13 protein-coding genes are annotated in these 23,024 nt (G+C 66.0%); 3 read left to right on the top strand and 10 right to left on the bottom strand.

The window, feature by feature from the left end; genetic code table 11:
* Together NQK35_RS06070 and glmS are read right to left on the bottom strand one after the other, a co-directional pair.
* On the bottom strand, positions 1-1,803 hold the full coding sequence (locus tag NQK35_RS06070) for a bifunctional ADP-dependent NAD(P)H-hydrate dehydratase/NAD(P)H-hydrate epimerase (RefSeq protein ID WP_257113517.1): 1,803 nt from the start codon (positions 1,801-1,803) through the stop codon (positions 1-3).
* A 146-nt stretch (positions 1,804-1,949) separates the two neighbouring features.
* Positions 1,950-3,863: a glutamine--fructose-6-phosphate transaminase (isomerizing) gene (gene glmS, locus NQK35_RS06075; protein ID WP_048742868.1), complete on the bottom strand. Its 1,914-nt coding sequence runs from the start codon at positions 3,861-3,863 to the stop codon at positions 1,950-1,952.
* Between the two features lie 87 nt (positions 3,864-3,950).
* Between glmS and coaA the strand changes: the two genes are divergently transcribed.
* Positions 3,951-4,976: a type I pantothenate kinase gene (gene coaA / locus NQK35_RS06080; RefSeq protein ID WP_082157975.1), complete on the top strand. Its 1,026-nt coding sequence runs from the start codon at positions 3,951-3,953 to the stop codon at positions 4,974-4,976.
* A gap of 100 nt (positions 4,977-5,076) precedes the next feature.
* Here the strand turns inward: coaA and NQK35_RS06085 are convergent, their stop codons facing one another.
* The 5 genes from NQK35_RS06085 to NQK35_RS06105 form a co-directional block, all read right to left on the bottom strand.
* On the bottom strand, positions 5,077-8,727 hold the full coding sequence (locus NQK35_RS06085; protein ID WP_257113520.1) for a cadherin-like beta sandwich domain-containing protein: 3,651 nt from the start codon (positions 8,725-8,727) through the stop codon (positions 5,077-5,079).
* A gap of 153 nt (positions 8,728-8,880) precedes the next feature.
* Positions 8,881-9,816 carry a carbohydrate ABC transporter permease gene (locus NQK35_RS06090; protein ID WP_009213231.1) on the bottom strand — a complete coding sequence of 312 codons (936 nt, stop codon included), beginning with the start codon at positions 9,814-9,816 and terminating at the stop codon, positions 8,881-8,883.
* Positions 9,813-10,724: a carbohydrate ABC transporter permease gene (locus NQK35_RS06095; protein WP_257113521.1), complete on the bottom strand. Its 912-nt coding sequence runs from the start codon at positions 10,722-10,724 to the stop codon at positions 9,813-9,815. The genes NQK35_RS06090 and NQK35_RS06095 overlap by 4 nt, the downstream gene beginning before the upstream one ends.
* 103 nt (positions 10,725-10,827) lie before the next feature.
* Complete coding sequence (locus NQK35_RS06100) at positions 10,828-12,228, bottom strand: extracellular solute-binding protein (protein ID WP_009213229.1); 1,401 nt, start codon at positions 12,226-12,228, stop codon at positions 10,828-10,830.
* Positions 12,229-12,377: 149 nt separating this feature from the next.
* Positions 12,378-15,209 (bottom strand): glycoside hydrolase family 2 TIM barrel-domain containing protein, encoded by a 2,832-nt coding sequence (locus NQK35_RS06105; protein WP_373567091.1) that lies wholly within the window; start codon positions 15,207-15,209, stop codon positions 12,378-12,380.
* A gap of 120 nt (positions 15,210-15,329) precedes the next feature.
* Between NQK35_RS06105 and NQK35_RS06110 the strand changes: the two genes are divergently transcribed.
* The gene (locus NQK35_RS06110; RefSeq protein ID WP_009213227.1) at positions 15,330-16,412 is read left to right on the top strand and encodes a LacI family DNA-binding transcriptional regulator; all 1,083 of its coding nucleotides are present in this window, start codon (positions 15,330-15,332) and stop codon (positions 16,410-16,412) included.
* A 130-nt stretch (positions 16,413-16,542) separates the two neighbouring features.
* On the opposite strand, the gene NQK35_RS06115 is transcribed toward NQK35_RS06110, so the two are convergent.
* Both NQK35_RS06115 and NQK35_RS06120 read right to left on the bottom strand, forming a co-directional pair.
* Positions 16,543-17,445, bottom strand: coding sequence for a DUF4862 family protein (locus NQK35_RS06115; RefSeq protein ID WP_257114775.1), 903 nt, complete (start codon positions 17,443-17,445; stop codon positions 16,543-16,545).
* A 5-nt stretch (positions 17,446-17,450) separates the two neighbouring features.
* Positions 17,451-18,926, bottom strand: a complete 1,476-nt coding sequence (locus NQK35_RS06120; protein WP_257113526.1) for an MFS transporter — start codon at positions 18,924-18,926, stop codon at positions 17,451-17,453.
* A 263-nt stretch (positions 18,927-19,189) separates the two neighbouring features.
* Between NQK35_RS06120 and NQK35_RS06125 the strand changes: the two genes are divergently transcribed.
* On the top strand, positions 19,190-21,427 hold the full coding sequence (locus tag NQK35_RS06125; protein ID WP_257113527.1) for a sialidase family protein: 2,238 nt from the start codon (positions 19,190-19,192) through the stop codon (positions 21,425-21,427).
* Positions 21,428-21,567: 140 nt separating this feature from the next.
* Here NQK35_RS06125 and glmM read toward each other — a convergent pair whose 3' ends face one another.
* A complete protein-coding gene (gene glmM, locus NQK35_RS06130) occupies positions 21,568-22,920 on the bottom strand; it encodes a phosphoglucosamine mutase (RefSeq protein WP_257113528.1) in 1,353 nt (450 codons plus the stop codon).
* Positions 22,921-23,024 lie beyond the last annotated feature (104 nt).

The raw sequence follows: 23,024 nt of genomic DNA on the forward strand, positions 1-23,024 counted from the left end.
CTAGTATCGCACGCCCGGGGCGCGCCGCTTCGTCAGGCGAGGGGTGTGCGCACCTCGTCGCTCCGGGTCGGCCAGCACGCGCGGGATCTGCGCGGCGATATCTGCCGCCTGAATGGGTGCCCTGCCCCGGTGGCGGTCCGCGGCCAGGCGAGCGGCGCGCCCGTGGAGCCAGACGGCCGCGGCCAGGCGTTCCATCGTCACGGGGAGCGCATTCGCCTCGCCTGAGGGCGCCGTTGGCTCGGGGCGCGCCAGGACGCCGGCGATGAGACCCGCCAGGACGTCACCGCTGCCGGCGACGCCGGCCCAGGGTGTGCCCGCCGGACTCACGCTGGCGCGGCATCCACTTGTCCGCCGCGTGTCCGCCGTCTGCGGTGATTCCTCGCCCCCGTCGCCTCCTCGCCCACCCGCCTGGGTCCGCGCCCGCGCGACCGCGTCCGAGCAGACGATCGTGACGGGGCCTTTGAGGACGACGTGGCAGCCGGTGGCGTCGTGGAGTGCGCGCGCAAAACGCAGCGGGTGGGCGCCAATCTGCGCCTTTGTCGTCGCCTGCCCGAGGAGTCCGAGCAGGCGCGCGGCCTCCCCGTAGTGCGGGGTCAGAACGGTGACGTCGGGCCTCAGCGAGCCCAACAACTCGGGAACGAGATCGAGCGCCCACGCGTCGATGACGAGGGGCATGCCCGAGCGTCCACAGAACTGAGCGAGTTCGAGCGCGTCCTCACGGCGTTCATCGTCGAGGCCGGGCCCGATGAGGGCGGACTGGATGCGCCCGCCGACGGTGACGACTCCGGGCTGGTCGGCGAGCACGAGATCCTGCACGCGCCTCGTGGAGTTGAGACGAACCATGCCCACGCCGGCAGCCAGGGCGCCGCGCGTCGCGAGAAGACCCGCGCCGGGATAGGTATCGGATCCCGCGACGAGGCCGACCACGCCGCGCGCGTACTTGTCCTGCGCGAAGCCGGGGGCTGGAACCGCCATCGCCGCTGCCATCGTCCCCGCGCCGTAGGATAGCGGAACCATGTCCTCGTCCTCTTCCTCCATCGGGTTCGAGCCGCTCCACGGCATCGCGACGATGCTCAGATCGCCGGAATATTCGACGGCGGGAGGGAGAATCTCAGCGCGCTTGTAGGCGCCGACCGCCATCGTGCACGTCGCCCGGAGGATGGGGCCGCGGATTGCGCCGTCGTCATCAGTCAGGCCGGAAGGCACGTCGATTGCGACGATATGCCGGGGTCGGGCGGCGGCGATCCCGTTCAGGAGCGTCACGGCCTCGGCGAGCTTGCCGGTGAGGGGACCCTGTGCCCCGATTCCGACCATGCCGTCGATCCAGATGCCTGCACCCCAGATCGTGTCCCATTCCGGGGTCCCCTCAATGGAGCGCAGGGAACGGTCTGACAGGTCCACGATGGTCACGCCCGCTTCCCGTGCATCGGCGAGGGCACGGCGATGGCAGCGCTTCTTGAGGAGGTATGCGGTCACGCCGATTCCTGCACGCGCGAGGATCGCGCTGGCGTAGAGGGCATCGCCGCCGTTATCTCCGCCTCCGACGAAGGCGATGACGCGGTTGGGGGCCCAGTCGGCGCCTTCCGCCTCGCTGCGGTCATCGGAGTCTGCTTCGGAGGCGCTCTCCTGGCCGTTCCAGCCAACGGGCAGGCTGGTCAGCCGCGCAACGGCGGCCGAGACCTCCCCCGCGACGTCGATCATGTAGCGGTCCGGATCCCCCTCGGAAGCCGCCTGGTCAACGCACTTTTTCTCCATTTTTCGCGCGTCGGCGAAGGACAGGGCAGCTCCATCAATCGTGAACATGGGCCATATTGTTCCACAGCGTGTCCGACTCGGGAAGGTGCTTGAGCACCAGCAGAGGCGGCACGTACGTGCATGCGGCGCGGGCCTCGTCCCACGAGGGAACGAGGCCCGTGAACGCTCGCGAGGCAGCAGCCCCGCGCAGCTGGCTACTCCACCGTCACGGACTTGGCAAGGTTTCGGGGCTGGTCCACGTCCAGCCCCTTGACGGCGGCAAGCTCGCAGGCGAAGATCTGCAGCGGCACGACGGTCAGAAGCGGCGCATAGAGCGTCGGGACGGGCGGGACGCGGAAGACGACCTCGGCGAACTCGTCGACGGAGGTGTCTCCTTCCTCGGCGACGATGATCGTGCGGGCTCCGCGGGCTCGTACCTCCGCGATGTTGGCCAGGACCTTCCCGTGAAGCTCGGGCCGGCGCGGAGTCGGGACGATGACGATGACCGGCTGTCCCTCGTCGACCAGGGCGATGGGGCCGTGCTTGAGCTCTCCCGCCGCGAAACCCTCGGCGTGGATGTAGCAGATTTCCTTGAGTTTGAGCGCGCCCTCGAGGGCGACGGGGAAGCCCACGTGGCGTCCGAGGTAGATGACCGAGGTCGCGTCGTTCATCGTGCGGGCGAATTGGCGCACGCTCTCCCCGCCGCGCAGAACCGTGGCGATGGCGTCAGGAACGCGCGCGAGCTTGTCCATGTAGTCGGCGATCTCGTCCGCGTACTTGTTGCCGCGAACCTGGGCCAGGTACAGGCCCAGGATGTAGCAGGCCGTGACCTGGGCCGTGAATGCCTTGGTGGAGGCGACGGCGATCTCGGGTCCGGCGTGCGTGAGGATCACGGCGTCGGATTCGCGTGAGATCGTCGACCCCGGAGTGTTCACGATCGCGACGACCTTTGCTCCCTGCTCGCGAGCGTGGCGAATCGCCTGGATGGTGTCCATGGTTTCGCCGCTCTGTGAGATGGCCACGACCAGGGTCTTTTCGCCGACGACGGGATCGCGGTAGCGGAATTCGCTGGAGAGTTCGACCTCGACGGGGATACGGCACCAGTGTTCGATGGCGTAGCGCGCCACCTGGCCCGCGTAGGACGCGGTGCCGCAGCCGATCATGATGACCTTGTCCACGCTGCGCAGCACGTGCTCGGAGATGCGTACCTCGTCCAGGGCCAGGTGTCCGTGGGAGTCGATGCGGTCGGCCAGCGTGGCACCCACCGCCTCGGGTTGCTCGTGGATCTCCTTCTCCATGAAGGTGGGCCACCCGTTCTTGGTGGCGTTGTCGGAGGCGAAGTCGATCTCGTACTCCCTGGGCTCCACGGCTGTGCCGTCCGGGTCAATGACGGTGACGTCTGTCGCCGAGACGACGACGATCTGATCCTGGCCGACCTCGACGGCGCGCCTGGTGTGCTCGACGAAGGCAAGCACGTCCGACCCCAGGAAGTTCTCGCCCTCCCCCAGCCCGATGACGAGCGGGGACGAGCGACGCGCGGCGACGATGACGTCCGGCGACTGGTTGCTCAGCGCCAGGAGCGTGAACGTGCCGCGAAGCTGGCGGGTGACCTCGCGCATGGCGACGACGAGCCGACGCGCGACCTCCTCGTCGGTCCCGGTCAGGCCCGCGACCGCACCCTGGTACGAGGCCTCACTGGCCGCATCGTAGGCTCGTGCGAGCATGTGGACGACAACCTCGGTGTCGGTCTCGGAGGAAAAGCTCTCTCCGGCGGCGATGAGCTCGGCACGCAGTACGTCGGCGTTTTCGATAATCCCGTTGTGGACGAGGGAGAAGCGCCCGTCCGGACTGGTGTGCGGGTGGGCGTTCGCCACCGTCGGGCGCCCGTGGGTGGCCCAGCGGGTGTGCCCGATTCCGGCGTACGCGTCCTCGGGCGAGTCGGCGTCGACGGCTTCGACGAGGTTGACCAGCTTGCCGACCGTCCGGCGCACGTAGAGGCGGCCCGGCGACGCCAGGGCGATGCCGGCCGAGTCGTAGCCTCGATACTCCAGGCGCGCCAGCCCGCCGAGGACGACCTCGCGACTGCGCTGGGAAGCCTTGCATGCAACATGTCCAACGATTCCGCACATGCCTCCCATTCCAGCACACCGGCACCCCATCGGTCACCTGACGTGTGTCGCTTCACGCCGTGGATGTCCTCGCGCGCCCGTCCCCTCGTGGGGGACAATTGCGCTGTGAGCATCACCGAGTCCTTCGCGTCCTCCCCCTCTTCGGCCTCGTCCATTCAGTTGGGCGCCAGCGCACGCACCGGCCCCAGCCCCTACGCGCGATTCGATCGGACGGCCTGGGACCAGCTGGCGGACCGCGCTCCCCTGCCGCTCACGCAGGCAGACATCGACCGCATCGCATCCCTGGGCGACCCGATCGACATGAGCGAGGTGGACGCCATCTATCGGCCCCTCAGCGCCCTCCTGCAGCTCTACATCGACGGACGTCGGCGCACCGCCACCGAGCGGCACGCTTTCCTCGGCGAACCGGCGGCGTGCTCCACCCCGTTCGTGATCGGGATCGCCGGTTCCGTCGCGGTCGGCAAGTCCACGGTCGCTCGTCTGCTCCAGCTCCTCCTGTCGCGCTGGGATTCCACCCCGCGCGTCGACCTGGTGACCACCGACGGCTTTCTTTTCCCCAACCGCGTCCTTCAGGAGCGTTCCCTGATCGCGCGCAAGGGCTTCCCCGAGTCCTACGACCGCTCGGCTCTCATCTCTTTCCTTGCTTCCGTCAAGGCGGGGATCCCGCACACCAAGGCACCGGTCTACTCGCACGTCACCTACGACATCGTCCCGGACGCCTACGTGGAGGTCGATCGGCCCGACATCTTGATCGTGGAGGGCCTGAACGTCCTGCAGCCTCCGCGCTTAGCCCCGGGCTCGGTCTCCGTTGCGGTCTCCGACTACTTTGATTTCTCCATCTACGTGGACGCCGACGAGGCCAACATCGAGCAGTGGTACGTCGATCGCTTCCTGAAGCTGCGCGCGACTGCGTTCTCGCGCGAGGATTCCTACTTCAAGACCTACGCCTCGCTGACCGATCCGGAGGCGGTATCGACCGCCCACATGGTGTGGAACGCGATCAACCTGCCCAATCTGCGCGAGAACATCCGCCCCACCCGCGAGCGCGCGACCCTGATCTTCACCAAGGGCGGCAACCACCGCGTCGAGTCCCTGGCCATCCGCAAGGACTAGGAGCGCCATCCCCACTCGTCACCGACGTACACCACCCGAAAGGAAGGGGGAGGCCGCAGTCGGCATCTCCGGCTGCGGCCTCCCTCTTCTGAGGAGTCGGTTATTCGATCCAGGCGCCCGAGGACGCGAACTGGTACCAGGTTCCGCCGATGCGCTCCCAGCCGGTGGCCATGGAGCCGTTGCCACGCAGGTAGTACCAGGTGGGACCTTCCTTGTACCAGCCGGTCGTCATCGCTCCGTTTCCCTCCAGGTGGTACCACTGGCCGGAGACGCTGAGCCAGCCGGTGGCCATCGAACCGGAGGGGGTCAGGTAGTACCAGGCGCCTCCGTCACGCAGCCAACCGGTGCGCATGGCGCCGTTGCTGGACATGTAGAACCACGAGTCGCCGACCTTGACCCAGCCGGTCGCCATGATGCCCGTGTCGGGATCGAGGTAGTACCACTGTCCGCGCTCCTGAAGCCAGCCGTGCTGCTGTGCCCCGGATGAGGCGTGGTAGTACCAGTGTCCCTTGTCGTAGACCCACCCGAGCTTCAGGTAGCCGCTGGCGTCGAAGCGGTAGGTCTTGCCGTCGATGACGAGGGTCTCGTTGGCGGCGTAGGTTCCGTCGGGGTAGCTGTACCACCATCCGAAGTAACCGGACTTCCACTCGCCCACACGAGGCTGGGGCTGGGGGTCCGGGTTCGGCTGGGGCTGGGGGTCCGGGTTCGGCTGGGGGTCCGGGTTCGGCGTTGAGGCGTTCCTCGTGACCCAGTACAGGAAGCGCGAGTCGCCGCCGCCGACGGCCTTGAGGGTGACCTGCGAGGTCTCGCCCGTGCCGAGCTCCACCTCGCGGGTGGTCTTGTCAGCGGGGTTGACCAGCATCAGGTGCGCGTCGGCGCTGGGCTTCTTGACCGTGAGCGTGATGTCCTGAGCGGTCTCGGCCAGCGACCCGTTGTCGGTGCGCGGATCGAGCAGTGTCGAGGGGTACTTGGTCGTGCCCGTCAGGGCGTTGACAACCATGAAGCCCCTGGGGACGGTCGTGGACTCTCCGAAGATCTCCGCGGACTTGGCGGTATCCAGGCCCTGGAGCTGATCGAAGTATCCGATCACGACGTCGCCGGGAAGTCCGTCGTTGACGGAACCGACGTTGGCCACCGAGACATCCACCAGGCCCACGCCCTGGTTCGCCGCCGTGGCTTCCTCACCCGTAGCGAAGTTGCCGTAGCGGTAGCCGCTCAGCATGGGGGCTTCGCCGCGGCCGTCGTACTGGCCGGGCTTGAGGGCGACGAAGGAGGAGTCCATGGCCTTCGTGTAGTTTCCGATGTAGGAGACGTTGCCGAAGATGTTGGAGAACTCGTAGAAGGAGCGCGTGGGCGCACCGTCGTGGTCAATGATGGAGGAGCGGTCGTAGCCGTTGTACTCCATGCGGAACAGGCCGAACCACTTCTGGCCGGTCGCGAGTCCCAGCGAGGGAACGATCGACTTTTCGGAGGCTGAGACGTTGGCGTCCCAGTTGTAGTCCAGGTACTGGCCGTACAGGATCGGGCTGGAGCCATCACCGGTGAGGCCCTTGAGGCCGTACTCGCGCTGCTTCTTCCAGGTGTTGGTGTTCAGGAGGCTCAGGACGACGTTGCGCGGCGCGGGGCCACCATTGGCGCCCCAGTAGTACTTGTCCCAGCTCAGCAGGTCGGGCTTGGCGTTCTTCACGTAGTAGCTCAGGTTGGCGTCGCGGTACCAGGAGGGGTCGTCCCAGGAGTTGGCGTGGACGACCGCGCCGGGGATGTTCTGCTTGGACCAGGAGAACCAGTTCTTGAAGCACTCGGATTCGACCCGGTTGAAGCCGCCCTCGTCGCCGTACTGAATGTCGACGAGCGTGGACGCGTAGGGCTTCATGTACTCGTTCATGAATTCACGCGGATCGCCCGCGTTGCACATGCTGTTCTTTCCGAAGGGGGCCTTCGCGAGCGCCCAGGGTGCTCCCTTGCCCAGGGATTCCATCATCGCGGTGTTGAACATGGGCAGGTCGTAGAACATGGGGAACGCGCCGCCGGTGAGGTCGCGCTCGTGGGCGTCGAATCCGCCGCGCCCGTACCCCTCCGAGGGCACCCAGGCGGGCATCATGACGCCGTACTGGAGGGCGAGGGTCTGTGCGCGGTTGACGCCCCACTTGCCCTCGCCCGGGTCGAATCCGGAGTAGCGCTCGTACATGGAGTTGTCGACCTCGGGCTTGGTCGGGGTCTGACCCGCGGGAAGGCCCCACACCTCGACGTCGTTGAAGGTCACGGCGGTGGCGATGTTCTGGGGAGTCTGTGGCTCGGTTTCATCGTTCATCCAGATGCGGATGTTCTTGGCCAGGTGATAGGCGTTGAAGTCCCAGTACCACAGGCCTCGCGCGTCGCGCGTGAGGGAGCCGTGGGTGACGATGGTCTTCCATTCGCCCCCGTCCGCTTCCTGTACCGCGATCGCAACCGAGTTGCCGCCGTGCCAGGACTGGGCGCCCGCGGGCAGAGTGGGCGTTCCCCACCCGTTCACGCGGTGCACGTAGCGCGCCTCGCCCAGGTGCAGCTCGATGCCGGTGACCGACTCGGACCACTCGCTTGCCCGCACGAGCGGGTTCGAGGTCCACGTCGTCGCGGGGTTGAGGTCGGTCAGCGCGGCATTGTCGGCATCGGAGCCGCCGTTGGCCTTGGCCGTGGCGGGCACGAGGACATTGCCGCGGAAGTCGGTGTCAACCTTGGTGATGTTGACAACGTAGGTGGCTTCCGCGCCGTCCTTGCTGACGGTTGCGGTGATGACGTTGAGGCCGGTTTCGAGGTCGAGGTTGGAGACCCGTCCGTCGGCATCGGGGGTGGCGCCGTTGATGGTGACACTCGCGCCTTCGACCGTGCGGATGCGCGCGGAGACGGTCTTGGCGTGGAAGTATCCGGTGGCCTGGTAGGTGTGGGTGCCGGGAGCGAAGTCGACCGGCTTGCCGGGTTCGCCGTAGGGCAGCTGGTCGATGACGAAGTCGACGACGAGGTTGTCAACGCCCGATCCGGTGGCCGGCGTGTCGGGGTGTGGAACGGTCGGCCGGGGGCCAGCGTTGCCGCCTCCACCCTGATCGGTGCCGTAGGAGGTGATCGCGTTGCCGTCGGAGTCGCAGGGCAGAAGCTTGATGTCGCTGAGCGCCATGTCGGACTTGCCCGGAGCCAGGGAGCGCAGGCCTGCCAGGGCGATGACGCGCTTGGTCGTGGCCTTGAAGGTCACGTACTGTTCCTTGTTGCCGAAGGTCAGGTTCGTGCCGTGCGTGACCTCGGTACCGCCCTCCCAGGTTCCCTGCGCGACGGATTTCTTCCAGTCGGCGAACGAGGCGCTGGAGGCGGGGTTGCCGGGATCCTCGTCGAAGGCGAAGACGCGGTACTCGCCCGGGAACTGGTCGTTTCCGAGTGTCGAGTCGTATGTCGGACGGGGGGTCAGGCCCAGGCCGCAGACCTGGGTGCCGGGGGTTGGGTTCTGGACGGCGAGGGCGTGGGGGTAGGTGTCCAGGCCTCCCTTCCACTTGGTGGTCCAGAAGGTCTTGGTTGCGTCCGTTCGCGCGCTGTCATCGTCGGTGAGGGCTGCAATGGTGCCGTTGGGGGCGCTTTCTCCGACCTTTTCCTCGGACGTAGCCCACAGGACGGTCGGGTGATAGGGGGTTTCGGGAGCGGCGACGGCCGCCGTGGGTGCCAGCCCGAGCATGGTGGCCGCGAGTACCGGGGCTCCAAGGGCTGCGATGATGGGTCTATTCCCCATGAGAGTAACTCCTTCGTCAGTATGGGGGGCCAGGGCAGGGATCCGTCGTCGAGCGAGTGTGGACCCACAGAACCTAACACGTGTTAGCTTTTGTGACTCATCCTCCTTTCTGCCAGTGAAACATCCTCGCGGGCGACGCGCGCGAGGGCGACGTCAGAACTTCAGCCCACCGTCCTCGATGCCGCGGAAGAAGAACTTCTGGCTGAAGGCAAAGACCACGACGACGGGAACCATTGCGACGACCGCGCCGGCCAGGACGAGCTGATAGGTGACGCCCTGGGGCGAATTCTGAATCGCCGTGAGCGTGAGCATCAGGGTCTGCTTCTCGGGATCGGGCAGCATGAGCAGCGGGAAGATGAAGTCGGACCATGCGCCGATGAACGAGGTCAGGCCAACGACCGTCAGAGTGCCGCGCACCTGGGGCAGGAAGATCGACCAGAAGCGGCGCAGCTCACCGGCACCGTCGATGAGCGCCGCATCCTCGATCTCATCGGGGATGCCCATGAAGGCCGCACGCATCATGAGGATCTGGAAGGGGCCGATCATCGCAACCATCCACACGCCGGGAAGGGTGTTGTACAGGTCGAGGTTGACCATCATCTTGAACAGGGAGAGCATGATCGACTCAAACGGGAAGATCATGGCGGACAACACGACGAAGTACATGATGTTGCGCCCGGTCCATCCGCGCCGCGAGAGCATGTAGCCACCCACGCAGGACAGGATGACGTTGGAGGTGACGGTCAGGGCCGCGATGATCGCCGAGTTGCGGATCGAACCCAGGATGTTGGTGCGCTCGAAGAGCACGACGAAGGAATCCAGCGACCACTGCTGCGGCAGCAGCGTTGCTCCCTGCCCGAAGACGGATTCCCCGGGGGCCTTGAACGCTGCCATGAGCGGGAGCACTAGGGGGCCGACCAGAATGATCGCAACGACGACCAGGAGAATGTAGCGGCCGACGAGGGCGCCGCCGCGCATCTGGCGCGATGCGACGTTGCGGCTCTGACGCTCGAGACGGCGTTCCTTGCGCCACTGGGCGAAACGCGCGCCCAGCGAGGTTGAATCGGACTGCGAAACTGCGGTGCTCATGAGTCTTCAGCCTTCCTCTGCAGGCTCTGCGAAGCGATGATGAAGCCGAAGGTGATGAGGAAGAGGCACACCGACGCGGCGTCGCCCTGCCCCAGGGATCCGAAGGTGGGATCGACTATTCGGTCGCGAATGTACATGGTGAGCGTCTTGGTCGGCGAGGCCGAGCCACCGAGCAGGTAGACCTCGGTGAAGATCTTCAGGCAGCCGATCGTCGTCAGGGTCGCCACCAGGAACATCATGACCTTGACGCCGGGGACGGTCACGGTCAGGAAGCGACGGACGGGACCGGCCCCGTCCAGCTCGGCGGCCTCGTACAGGGACTTGTCGACGTTCGCCAGGGCCGACAAGTAGAGGATCATGTAGTAGGGCAGGCCCTGCCAGAGGGTGATGATCATCGCGCAGAAGAGGATGAACCACTTGTTGGACAGGAAGGGAACGGGATCCATTCCCCACGACGCCAACAGGTTGTTGATGGGCCCGCGCTGGTCCAGCAGGTAGCGCCACGCGAGGGAGATCACGACCAGCGAGGAGATTGCCGGCAGATAGTACATGGCGCGGAAGAAGCCGATGCCGGGGACGTGCGACTTGACGAGGAGCGCGAGGAGCAGGGGAAGAAGCACCATGAGCGGGACGACGCACACGGCGTAGATCAGCGAGTTTCCAAGCGACTGCCAGAATTCGCCGTCGCTCAGGATGGTCGTGTAGTTGTCGATGCCGACGAATCGTCCGATACGTCCCACGGGCTTCGTCTTGGTGAAGGAGACGAAGACGGTGGTGATAAAGGGGTAGATGTAGAACGAGATGACGGCTAGCACCGGCAGGGTGACCCACAGCCAGGGAACCCACGCCGGACGGAATCGGGCGGCGCCATTGAGGGAGCGCGTCTGTGCGCCCTTACGTTTCGGCATTCCATTGTCCTTCATAGGGGTGCGCGTGGCCGTGAGCGGGCGGACGCGCCGGTTGAGAAATACGTGGGGGGCCGAGGCGTGGCCTCGGCCCCCCACCGGTCAATCAGTTGTTGAGAGCCTTGAGCTTCTCATTCATCTGATCCTGTGCGGTCTTGAGGGCGGTCTTGGGATCAACCTCACCACGGATAGCCTTGTTGACGTTCTCGATGAGAGCATCCTTGACGGCGCCGGTTGCGTAGAACACGTCGGTGTAGGCCTCGGCATCCTTGGCGGCCTTGGCGGCCTCCTCGTAGGCGGCCTTGAAGACCGGGTCATCGGCAATCTGCGGCGGGTTGGCGACCAGCTCATCAAGCGACTCGGCAACGGCCGGGAAGATGATCGCGCCGCCATCGCGCGTCCAGGCGAGTTCGTTCTCCGCGTTGGTCATCCACTCGGCGAACTTCATGGCCAGGGGGGCGTTCTTCGTGGTGACGGAGACTCCGATGTACTGTCCCTCGAAGACGGGCTTGATGCCAGGGTTCGTCGGGAAGGGGCCGACTCCGGTGTTCTCATAGACGGTCGCGTTGTTGTTCTTCACGGACTTCAGGAACGAGGCGTTGGGGGTACCGAAGGCGAGGTTGCCGTCGGTGTAGGCCTTGCCCGGATCGGGTTCACCGGTCAGGGAGTCCTTCGGAATCGCGCCGTTGGCGTAGAGCTCGGCGAGCTTCGTCACGTACTTGACGGCGTTCTCATCGTTGGCGAAATCGAAGGCGGTCTTGTCGTCGTTGAGGAGGTCCACGCCCATGCCGTGCAGCTGGGCGACCATGTACCATTCGGGCGATCCGTAGATACCGTAGTCGCCCTGGCCGTCGGCCCCGACCTTCGCTGCCGCTTCGAAGAGCTCGTCCATGGTCTTGGGAGACGTGTTCTCGTCAAGCCCGGCGCGCTTGAAGACTTCCTTGTTGTAGGTGGTGATGTAGGGGCCGAAGTACCACGGAAGCGCGGTGTGATGATCGTTTGCTCCCAGTGCGGTCGAGTCCCAGATGGACTTGACGAACTTGTCGCCGATGCCGGGAGCCTTGACGTCGTAGTCCATGAGCAGGTTCGACTTGGACAGGGCGAGGATGGTCGAGGAGGGGACGTTGACAACGTCAGCCATCTTGCAGTTGGAGGCCTGGGCGGTGATCGTCTGATCGAACTCGGCGCCGCCTCCCTGGTCGGTCCAGTTGATCGTGACGCCGGGGTTGGCTTCCTCGAACTCCTTGATCTTGGCCTTGAAAAAGTCTCCGAAGTCGTTCTGCAGGCCCTGGGTCTGGAAGGTGATCTCACCGTCGACCTTCGACGTGTCGATCTTGGACTCGTCGACGTTGCCCGAGGGGATATCGCAGGACACGTCGGGGGTGGGAATGGAACCGGAGGCGGAGCCACCGCCGCCGGATGCGGAGCCGTCATTACAGGCGGCCAGGCCAAGGGTGCCGAACATGGCGAGGGCGACTGCGCCTGCGGCCATCTTCTTCTTCAACATGCGAAACCTCCATTGGTCCGATTGACTGGTCGATCGACGGGATCGAGTCACTAACTATCTCGTGTTAGTTGATACCTGAATCATAGCGACCCGTGGCGCTCAGCGCATCATTTGCCAGAAACTTTGCGCATCGTTACCAAGCCGCAACATTATTGTTCACGCGCCCAATCGCCCGCTACCTGGGCAATCACGAACGTCACCTCCCGCTCACTCATGTGGGCGCCGTATTCCGGACGGGCGTCGGGCCCGCACGAGCGGGTGCCGATCCCATCCTGGAACGCGTCGAGCCACAGGAAGAGGCGGCGAGGAGCGGGCAGTTCCTCCCAGTGCGCCGCCGCGCAGAGCTCGCGCTCGCTCCAGGGGCTGACGCTCCACCCGAGCTGCGAGCCGGGGAGAACGAGGAGCTCTCCAGGCTCGCCGCGCAGGGAGAGAGCCTCAAGTGCGCACCTGTGACCACCTTCCTGGGGGCGCACGCACACGTCCCACAGATCCGCCACGTTTGCGTGACCATATCCGCGAGTGCCCGGCACACGCATGTCGGGGTAGCCGATGAGCGTGTCACCGAGCCACGAGGCCTCCCAGGAGGCACCCGGAAGCTCGATGCGTACGCCGAGGCGCGGCACGCGTTCGGGCCAGCGCCCGTAGGGCTCAACGCGGGCGGACACAGCCAGGCCGACCGAGGCGCCGCTACCGATGCGCACGGGCGTGTACTCCCACGTCAGCGTCGCGCCAAACTGTGCGGCGGGAGGAGCCCACCGCTCGACGACCCTGCGGCAGGGGGCATCCCCCTCGATCGAGACGACGCGTCGGCGGAGAAGGTGCAGACGCGCCCTCTCCCAGCGCGCGGCGTGCGAGGTCCCGGCCTCGCCGCGACCAACCCCGAGGGGCCCCAGGTCTTCCCTCCCGATGCCCCAGTAGTCGACGGGGCCGCGACCACGGTCGTTGTCGGTGGGCGCGCGGTAGACGCTGAGCTCGACCGACACGGGCACTGCCCCGATTCGCGTCAGGCGGCCACGCGGGTCGATCTCGTATGCGCCGACCTGCTCCTCTCCCGTCAGGGCACGGATGGGCGCCTGCGCCAATGCCGCGAGGCGCTGCCCTCCGCCGTCCGCGCTCGCCGCCCCTTCGATGGCCGCGGCCAATGCGGGGGCGTGCGGGGCCATGGCCGCCACCCACGCCCACGTGCCGGCGTAGGGGCGCGAGAGCGCGTCGACGAGGCCATCGCAGACGAAGTTGCCGTCGTGAACGTCCTCGCCGAAGTCGCCTCCGTAGGACAGGACGCGGCGTCCATCCGGGAGGGTGCGCCACAGGGTGTGGTCGCGCCACTCCCACACGAATCCTCCCGCGTGGCGGGGGTGGGACATCTGCGCCGCGTATCCGTCGGCTCCGCCCGGACCGGTTCCCATCGCGTGCAGGTATTCGCACATGAGGTAGGGGGCTCGGCGGATGCGCTCGCGCGCGGCGTCGTCGACCCGCGCGGCGACGTGCGTGGGCACGGCGACCTCGGCGTGGGGGTCGGGTTCATCGAGGACCGCGTCGATCTCCTCGAGGGCGGGGTACATCCGCGAGTAGATGTCGGCGTACTCCATCGCATGGTCGCCCTCGTAGTGGACGATCGCGCGCCCGCGGGTGCGTTCGTGGATCCAGCGCGCGCATGCGGCCAGGTTTGCGCCGGTGCCCGATTCGTTGCCCAGGCTCCAGCTGAAGATTGAGGGGTGGTTCTTGTCTCGTTCGAAGGCACGGACCGTGCGGTCCATGTAGGCGTCGGCCCAGCGCGGGTCGTCGGAGGGGTTATCAATCCACTCCCCCGCGCCCTCGAATCCGTGCGTCTCGATGTCTCCCTCGAGCATGACCCACAGTCCGATCTCGTCAGCAAGGTCGAGCAGGCGAGGGTGCGGCGGGTAGTGGGAGGTTCGAATGGCGTTGACGCCCATCGATTTCATGAGAGCCAGGTCCTCCCTGGCCCACCGCTCGTCGAACACGCGCCCCTCGTCGGCGCGAATCTCGTGGCGATTGACCCCGTTGAGCGTCAGAGGCGTGCCGTTGGCCCTGAGGACACCGCCGACGATGTCGACGCGTCGGAAGCCCACCCGCAGGCGTCTTTCTGCATCGGAGCCACCCCCCACGCGCACGCGCACGCACACGTCGTAGAGTGCCGGATCCTCAGCGCTCCACGGCCGCACGATTCCCACCTTGATGCGCTCGCTGCGGTAGCGCCCATCGGGGCCTCGGCGCAGGGTGACGCGGTGGGTGTCCCCACCCTCGATCTCGAGGCGCGCCGAGAGGGTATCGTCCATGGCTGCGAGGACCCGCGCCTCGACGGTCGCGAAGCCCACCCCGGCCTCGTAGTCGGTGTCGACCCACAGGTCGTCGAGGCTTCCGGGAGCGAGGTAGCGAAGGCTCACGGAGCGGAAGATGCCCGGGAGCCACCACTGGTCCTGGTCCTCCAGGTAGGAACCGGGGCTGAACTGGTGCACGCGCACGGTGATCGTATTGGCGCCGGGGCGCACCACGTCGGTGACGTCGAACTCGTGGGCGAGCCGCGAGCCGCGGGCCATGCCGATCCACGTGCCGTTGACCCAGACGCTGGCCTGGCTTTCGACGCCGTCGAAACGCAGGGCGATGAGTCCCGTGTCCCACCCTGCGGGAAGCGAGAAGCTGCGGCGGTAGTCGCCGACGGGGTTCGCCTCCGGCGGGAATGGCGGGTCAACCGGGAAGGGAAAGTCGACGTTCGTGTAGGCGGGGTGACCGAATCGTCCCTCGCCGCGCAGCACCCAGTGACTGGGCACGTCGATCTCGGCCGTCTCCCCCGTGGCCTCGGGCTCGTCCCAGGGGCGTTCGACGTCAGTGAAGGGGGCAGGGTCGGTGCGGTGGTAGGAGAAGCTCCAGATTCCATCAAGGCTGAGGTGCGCCGAATCGTCGGCGAAGTGCGCGCGCGGGGGCACAAGCGCGCCCGCGCCGGGGGCGTAGGAAGGTATCATCGTGTTCACGTCTGGGTGCCTTTCGGATGTCGTCGTCGAAACTCCGATCGTCACCGTAAGACTAACACGTTATAGTTGTTGTGTTTCAACGAAACCACCACCGAGCATCCGGAGCCGATTATGGAGCGCGCAACCCGGGCCGACGTCGCTCACGCGGCGGGCGTCGCCCCCTCCACCGTCTCACTCGTCCTCAACGGGCGGGGTCGAGACGTCAAGATCGCTCCCGCCACGATCGAGCGGGTCCGGCGGGCCGCCCGCGACCTGAACTACATCCCCAACGCGGCCGCCCGGTCGCTGCGCCGCGGAAAGTCCCACCTCATCGCCCTCCTCATGGCCGAGCTGCCGGATGACCCCTTCGTGCCCGTCGTTCACACGGTCCTCACCACCGCCATGATCGATATCCAGCGCCGCGGCTACCTGCTCCTCCCCCTCTTCCAGTCCGGGGATGGCGCCTCCGACGCCGAGGTGATCCGGGGGGTCCTGGGCGACACACAGCTGGCGGGCATCATCCGCGAGACCACGTCGGCCGAGGCCTTCACCTCGCGCCTGCTCGCCAACCTCGGCATCCCCGTCGTCGCCATGTCGATGATCGAGGCCAACCCGACCGGATCGGAGTCGGCCCTCATTCGCATCGACGAGGGCGCCGGCGTGGGCGACGTCCTCTCCGACTGCGCGCTCGTGGACCCATCGACCGCCGCGGGCAGCGGGCGGGCGGTGTTCCTGGCCGGACCGAACACGAACCACGCGCGCCAGAACCCCATCGCACGCGCGTTCGGCACCAAGTTCACCCTCTACTCGCTGCCAGACTGGGAACCCACCACCGCCTACCAGGCCACGCTGCGCCTCCTTGACGAGGACCCGTCGATCTCGCTCATCGCCCTGGCGGATGACTCGCAGGCACCCGGCGTCTTCCAAGCCGCCGCAGACCTGGATCTATCCGTGCCCGGTGACCTGTCGATCCTCGGCTTCGGCAACCAGGACCACCGCAGCGCCTCCGCGCTCGGCCTGACGACGGTCGAGTGGCCCCTGAAGGACATGACCGAGGCCGCTGTCTCCTCGATCATCAACGTCATCGAGGGGCGCTCCCCCATGAGCGATGTTCACCCGCAGGCATCCATCAACGAGAAGTCCGCAGACGGGACACCAATCGCGACGATCCCGACGCGCCCGGTGTGGCGATCCTCGGTGGCCAGGCGCGCATAGGACGGCGCTTGATAGAACGCGGGGAGGGGCGGATGCCACGTGGCATCCGCCCCTCCCTCACGCTTGCACCTCGCTCCGGGCACTCCCGCACGCTCACAACATGCGGGAGCGCGCCCAGCGGCGACGCTATTTACTCGCCGAGGCCGCAGGCCCGGTAGATGTTGGCCAGCATGGCCAGGCGCTGCTCGAGAGACGCGTCCTTGGGGACGCAGACCTTCGCGCCGAGGTACTTGGCGCCGCCCTCGATGGCCGCCTTGGCACAGCGAGCGATCTCGGCCTCGTTCATGAGCGAGGTCGGCTCATCGGCCTGCGCGGGCAGGTGACCGTCGATCCAGGAGTAGCCATATTGGGTTTCCTCCGGGCCCGCACCCGAGAAGATGATGCCGTCCAGGACGCCTCGCTTGCCTGCCTCGAGCACGTGCTCGTACGCAGTGTCCGCGCCGCGACCCTCCACGGCGGAACGTCCCCAGTTGAGGTGAATGCCGATGCCGACCTCAGAGACGATGTCGATCTCGGATTCGAGGGACAGGAAGCCCTTTTCGGGGTTCTGCTCAGGCACAAACTTGTCGCAGTGCTCGATGACGAGGCGAGCTCCGCACCAGTCCCAGGTGGCCAGCTCGGCGAGCGAACGCTGGAAGGCATCCGACTGGGCCAGGCGCGTGGGCGCCGAGTGCAGCTGCACGCGGGCGACCAGCTGGCGGCCCGCTCGCTCACACAGGGCAGCGAGGTCGTCGCGCAGCGCGCGGGTGAAGTCGAGAGCGGCGGCGCGTCCGGCCTCGTCGGGCGAGGCCAGGCCGAAGTTCTCGTTCATCCACACGTTCTGCATGGTGCCGGGGATCGCGGTGATCGTGTTGAAGTCCCAGCGCGGCGCCAGGTGGCTGGCCAGGACCTCGCCTTCGGCGGCAAGCTGACCCGGGTAGGGCATCTCGACGCCGCTCACCCACGGCTGATCCGCGAGGAGGCGGTAGTAGTCAGCCTCCAGCTCCTGTGCCGGATGCGACGCGTACGCGCCGATAACGAAAGGAAGTGTCATGGTAATCATCCTTCCTTGATGATTTCGTCGTTTCCATCTTCGGGACGAACATACTCCGGACCCACGGCCTTCTGCAGGAGACGCGGGATATTCGCACCGATGGACACCATGACGATCGCGGCAAATCCGAAGGACAAGATCGCCAGCGCCATGCCCAGGCCCAGCTGGTCAGCGATCGCAGCACCGAGGACGGGGCCGACCGCGCCACCGAGGGCACCGACGTTGTAGCAGAAGCCGAGGCCCGCGGCGCGCTTGTCGACCGGGAAGTAGGAGGAGACCCACTTGGGCAGCAGACCCGAGACGCCCTGGCCGAACATCTGCTGGAAGAAGAGCAGACCCGCCACGAGAGCAACATACTTTCCGTCCTGCTTGAACAGCGGGAAGACGATGACCTGCGAGAGCAGAAGCGAGATCGCGTACCAACGACGCATACCAAACTTGTCGCCGGCAAAGCCTGCGATGATGTAGCCTGCGGCATTGCCGAGGCCGGCGAAGGACACAACGTTGGCAACGACCTTCTGGTCCATGCCAACACCATGCAGGTACGTCGGCAGGAGGCCCTGGATCGGCCAGGTGTACATGAAGGACGCGAAGATCGTCAGCATGATCGCAATGCCAATGATCCAGCGATTCGAGTCGAACTGGATAATCAGGTAGATGAAGACGATCGCGCACACGACGCCGATGAGGCTCACCGCAACGATGCCGCCCACCTGCTGGGCGAAGATCAGCAGCAGGCCAACGAAGGCGATCGCAACGACGATGTAGTTGAGGACCTTACGCCGCCCGCCAAAGAGGACGGCGAGCATGTCATTCTTTTCGTCGCCACTCTTCTCCTTGGCCTCGCTCCAGTCTGCGGCCTCGGGCAAGGTGCGCCGCATGTAGATGGCGACGACAATCGGGACGATGCCCGTCAGGAACAGGGCCCGCCAGCCCCAGCCAGGGTGCATCGAATCAACCCAGGTCACGAAGTACTTGTCGACCTGAGCAGCGGCGATAACACCGAAGGCGTAGCCGGAAAGCAGGAAGCCCGAGGCCTTGTTGCGCATGTGCTTGGGCCACGATTCGATGACGTACGCAGCGGATGCGGAATACTCTCCTGCCATCGCGAAGCCGATGACGAGGCGCAGGACGAACAGGATCCAGAAGTTCGGAGCGAGCGCACAGGCGATCGATCCGAAAGCGAACATGAAGATCGACAGGACCATCGCGGGCTTACGGCCGTAGCGGTCGCCGACAGCACCGAGCACGAGGCCACCGATCCAGCGGCTAATGAAGGCGGCCGAAATCAGGGATGCGCCCTGGACGAGCGTCAGGCTGAACGCCTCCTTGATCGCGGGGAGCGCGAAGGAGATGAGGACGAAGTCGTAGCCGTCCAACAGAACGCCGATCCAGGCGGCGAAGAAGGCCTTGCAATCTTCTTTGGTCAGGTATTGATACCAGGGCTTTGTGGGAAGCGCCTGTGCGGGGGACGTACTCATGATGAGTGCCTTCCTGAGATTTCATCGTCGAATAACGAGGAGCTTTGAGTCCAGATGCCTAACTAGGAAGTTGTCAGACAACTTGCCGCAATGTTAGCTCTCTCTCACACTAGAGTCAACACGAAATTTCGACCAGATCTGCGTATTGCCAACGAAATGTCATGGTGATAATCTGTCTGACAACTTACTATTTGTGATTGACCACACGCTCCGCTTCGTAATGATGCGAGGCGGAGTGAGCAACAAACAGAAAGGTGTCAAGCATGACCATCGACGCAGGTCACCCGGGATCCTCCTGGACCTTACAGTTCCGCGCACGCATCGACGGAACACTCATCAAGCTCAGCAGCGCGGATGACACAGGGTGGGACCTGTTCATCCGCTCCAGCGCTCTCTTCCTCGAGGGATCAACGACATCAATGACGTTCGCCCTGGACATGGAGGACACCGCCTCCGTCACAGACGGCACCTGGCATTCGCTTGCGCTCACGGCGACGAGCGCCGGATCGAAGATCTTCCTCGACGGCTACCAGTGCTTCTCAACCTGCGCAGACCTTTCTCCCGCCGGAAGTGGCCCCGACGCCGCACTCGCACTCACCCCGGGAGCTGGCATCGAGATCCGTTCCTTCGCGGAGCACGACTTTGTCCTCTCCGCGGAAGAGATCCTCGCCCTCTCCCCCGCCCCGACGCCCCTCATCGAGTTCGCCGCCGCCCACCTGTCGGATTACGACGTCGCCGAAGCGTCCGAGCTCGCCGCCGGCACGATCTTCGCCCGCTATCGTGTGCGCGGACCCGGCCAACACGGAACGATCCTCGCAGCCGGTGGCGCCGGCACCGAGCAGCTCAATCTGTCGGTCACGGCGGAAGGCATCGAATACAAGGTCCTGGGACGCAGGGGCCAGTGGCGTACGTTCACCGCACACGGGCACTGGGATCAGGGGCACTGGCACGACGTCGTCGTTCGCGTCGGTCACGGCGCGGTGCAGATCTACGTGGATGGCTACCTCGAGGCTCACCTCCCCGGGCAGGCATTCTTCGCAGCCGTCGATTCCCTCGACGAGGTCGTCATCGGTCAGGACACCTCCGGCTCCCGACTGTTCGGCGAGGTCCGCAACGCCGCACTCTTCTCCTCAGTCCTCAACGACTCGCAGATCAAGAAGCTGTCCTCCGTCGCCCCGCTCGAGACGCAGTGCCTCTTCGATGCCGGGTTTCACGACTCCATCAGCTACCGTATTCCCTCGCTGATCACCCTCACGTCCGGGGTCGTTGTCGCCGGCGCCGACCAGCGCGAGACCATCGCCAACGACTCCCCCAACTCCATCAACTTCACGGTCCGCCGCTCCTTTGACGGCGGGCATACCTGGGGAGACCTCCAGACGGTGCTCACCTACCCCGGCCACGGGGCAAAGGGCGCATCGGTCATCGATTCGTGCGTCGTGCAGGATCGCCGAAACGGCCGCCTCGTCATCCTCATCGACCACTTCCCCGGCGGGATCGGTCAGCCCAACGCCGAGGCCGGCCTCGGCGTCGACGAGAAGGGACGTTACATCCTGCACGATGGCCAGGGTGCCACCTACACCTGGAACGAGGATGGAAGCGTCACTGACGCTGACGGCAACACCGCCCCATTCAGAATCTCCGAGCGCGGCGATGTCACCGTCACCGCGGACGGCGAGGAAAACCCCGGGGGTAACGTGTTCCTCGCCGATGGGGAAGACCCCCACCAGACGCTGCTCACCGCCCGCACCTGCTTCCTACAGATGATCTACTCCGACGACGACGGCGAGACCTGGTCCGGTCCCTTCAACCTCAACCAGGACGTGAAGGAGGAATGGATGTCCTTCTGCGGCACCTCCCCGGGCACGGGTGTGCAGCTGCGCAGCGGGCGCCTCGTCATCCCGATCTACTACAACGGGGACCACAAGCGTCACTTCTCCGCATCTGTCGTCTACTCCGACGATGGTGGTGCCACGTGGAAGCGCGGCAAGTCCCCCAACGACGGGCGTATCTTCGAGGGCCGCGAGATCGATTCGCGCACGCTCGACACCGAAGCGGCCGCCACACACGAGGCCACGCTCATTGAACGGGCCGACGGTTCCCTCCTCATGCTCATGCGCAACCAGCACCCGAGCGGCAAGGTCGCCACAAGCGTCAGCACCGACGGAGGCGAGACCTGGAGCGACGTCTCCTTCACGCAAGAGATCACCGAAATCTTCTGCCAGCCCAATGCCGTTGCGTGGCCGACGGAGGACTGCCCCGAGCGCGTCGTCTTCGCGAATGCCTCACAGATGCGCCCCTACCGCGGCCGCGGCGTCCTGCGGTTGTCGGAGGACGGAGGGCGCACGTGGATCGCGTCGCGCACCTTCAACCCGGCGCACTACGTCTACCAGTGCATGACGATCCTGCCCGACGGAACTCTCGGCCTGCTGTGGGAGCGCGAGATGCAGGGACTGTACTTCAGCCGCATCCCGCTTGAGTGGATCGAGGCCGCCAAGATCTGAGAGCCTCTCAGGCAACGACGCTCCGCCGCCTGCCGCACTCTCCACACAGGAGGGCGGCAGGCGGCCTCGTACGTCGAGGACGTACATGCGCAGGGCGGGCACCGGCCGGTGCCCGCCCTGCGCATACGCTTCTCAGACGCTCACAGCGTCAGGTTCTCCTTGACGACGTCCGCCAGCGACGCGGCGACGGAATCGGCCTCCTCCTGGGTCGCGGCCTCAACCATGACGCGAACGAGCGGCTCGGTGCCCGAGGGGCGCAGGAGCACGCGCCCCGTGTCGCCCAGGCGAGCCTCAGCGGCCGCCACGGCCTCGGCGACGGCCTCGTTCGTCGACGCAGCCGCGCGGTCCACTCCACCCACGTTGATGAGGGTCTGCGGCAGGCGCTGGATGAAGGACGTCAGGTCGGCCAGCGAGCGGCCGGACTCCTTGACCATGCGCGAGATCAGGAGCGAGGAGAGGATGCCGTCGCCGGTGGTCGCATGATCGCGAGCGATGATGTGGCCGGACTGCTCGCCACCGAGCGAGTAGCCGGACGCCAGCATCTCCTCGAGCACGTAGCGGTCGCCCACGCCGGTCTGCACGGTGTTGATACCGGCCTCGCGCATTGCGATCAGCAGGCCCAGGTTGCTCATCACGGTCACAACCAACGTGTCCTTGGCCAGGGCTCCCCGGTCGCGCGCGTTGACTGCCAGCGCACCCATGATCTTGTCGCCGTCGATGAGGTTGCCCTCGTGGTCGACCGCCAGGCAACGGTCCGCGTCGCCGTCGTAGGCCACACCGAAGTCGCAGTCGGCCTCGACGACGGCGGCCTGAAGGGCCTCCGGGTGCGTCGAACCCGCGTTCAGGTTGATGTTGCGCCCATCGGGGGACGCGTTGATGACCGTGATATCAGCTCCGAGCTCGCGGAAGACCGCAGGACCGAGCTCGGAGGCCGCGCCGTTCGCACAGTCAATCGCGATCTTCATGCCCCGCAGGTCCGTGCCAATCGCGCCAACAAGGTGCGCAATGTAGGAATCCTTGGCCCACGCGTGATCGGCGTTCACCTCGCCGACGGCCTCACCCGTGGGGCGATCCCACACCGTGCCAATGAGAGCCTCAATCTGGTCCTCGACGGCGTCGGCCAGCTTGTAGCCGCCGTGCGCGAAGAACTTGATGCCGTTGTCGGGCATCGGGTTGTGGGAAGCGGAGATCATGACGCCGAGGTCGACGGTGTCCTCGGTGGCCGTCAGGTGCGCGACCGTGGGCGTCGTCACCACGCCGATGCGGGTCACGTCCATTCCGGCGCTGGCCAGGCCTGCCGCAAGGGCGTGATCGAGGAACTCACCCGAAATGCGGGTGTCGCGCCCGATGATCGCGCGGGGCTTCGAGCCGTCCGCTCGTGGGGAGCCGCCGAACTGGCGGGCGGCCGCCTCGCCCAGCTGCAGAGCAAGATCCGCGGTGATATCAACATTCGCCAGTCCTCGCACGCCATCCGTGCCGAACATCCTGGGCATAGTCTCTCCATTCGGTGGGTCATTCGACTGCACTAAGCGTACCGCGCCAGCGCCCGCGCACACGCGCGAGGTCGTGACGCGGACAGGCCGATCAGTTTCGTACG

The organism is Schaalia odontolytica (genome assembly GCF_024584435.1).
Lineage (GTDB): Bacteria > Actinomycetota > Actinomycetes > Actinomycetales > Actinomycetaceae > Pauljensenia.

Coding starts and splice junctions, on each gene's coding strand:
- NQK35_RS06070 (WP_257113517.1), bottom strand. CDS start 1,803: ATGTTCACGATTGATGGAGCTGCCCTGTCCTTCGCCGACGCGCGAAAA.
- glmS (WP_048742868.1), bottom strand. CDS start 3,863: ATGTGCGGAATCGTTGGACATGTTGCATGCAAGGCTTCCCAGCGCAGT.
- NQK35_RS06085 (WP_257113520.1), bottom strand. CDS start 8,727: ATGGGGAATAGACCCATCATCGCAGCCCTTGGAGCCCCGGTACTCGCG.
- NQK35_RS06090 (WP_009213231.1), bottom strand. CDS start 9,816: ATGAGCACCGCAGTTTCGCAGTCCGATTCAACCTCGCTGGGCGCGCGT.
- NQK35_RS06095 (WP_257113521.1), bottom strand. CDS start 10,724: ATGCCGAAACGTAAGGGCGCACAGACGCGCTCCCTCAATGGCGCCGCC.
- NQK35_RS06100 (WP_009213229.1), bottom strand. CDS start 12,228: ATGTTGAAGAAGAAGATGGCCGCAGGCGCAGTCGCCCTCGCCATGTTC.
- NQK35_RS06105 (WP_373567091.1), bottom strand. CDS start 15,209: ATGATACCTTCCTACGCCCCCGGCGCGGGCGCGCTTGTGCCCCCGCGC.
- NQK35_RS06110 (WP_009213227.1), top strand. CDS start 15,330: ATGGAGCGCGCAACCCGGGCCGACGTCGCTCACGCGGCGGGCGTCGCC.
- NQK35_RS06115 (WP_257114775.1), bottom strand. CDS start 17,445: ATGACACTTCCTTTCGTTATCGGCGCGTACGCGTCGCATCCGGCACAG.
- NQK35_RS06120 (WP_257113526.1), bottom strand. CDS start 18,926: ATGAGTACGTCCCCCGCACAGGCGCTTCCCACAAAGCCCTGGTATCAA.
- NQK35_RS06125 (WP_257113527.1), top strand. CDS start 19,190: ATGACCATCGACGCAGGTCACCCGGGATCCTCCTGGACCTTACAGTTC.
- glmM (WP_257113528.1), bottom strand. CDS start 22,920: ATGCCCAGGATGTTCGGCACGGATGGCGTGCGAGGACTGGCGAATGTT.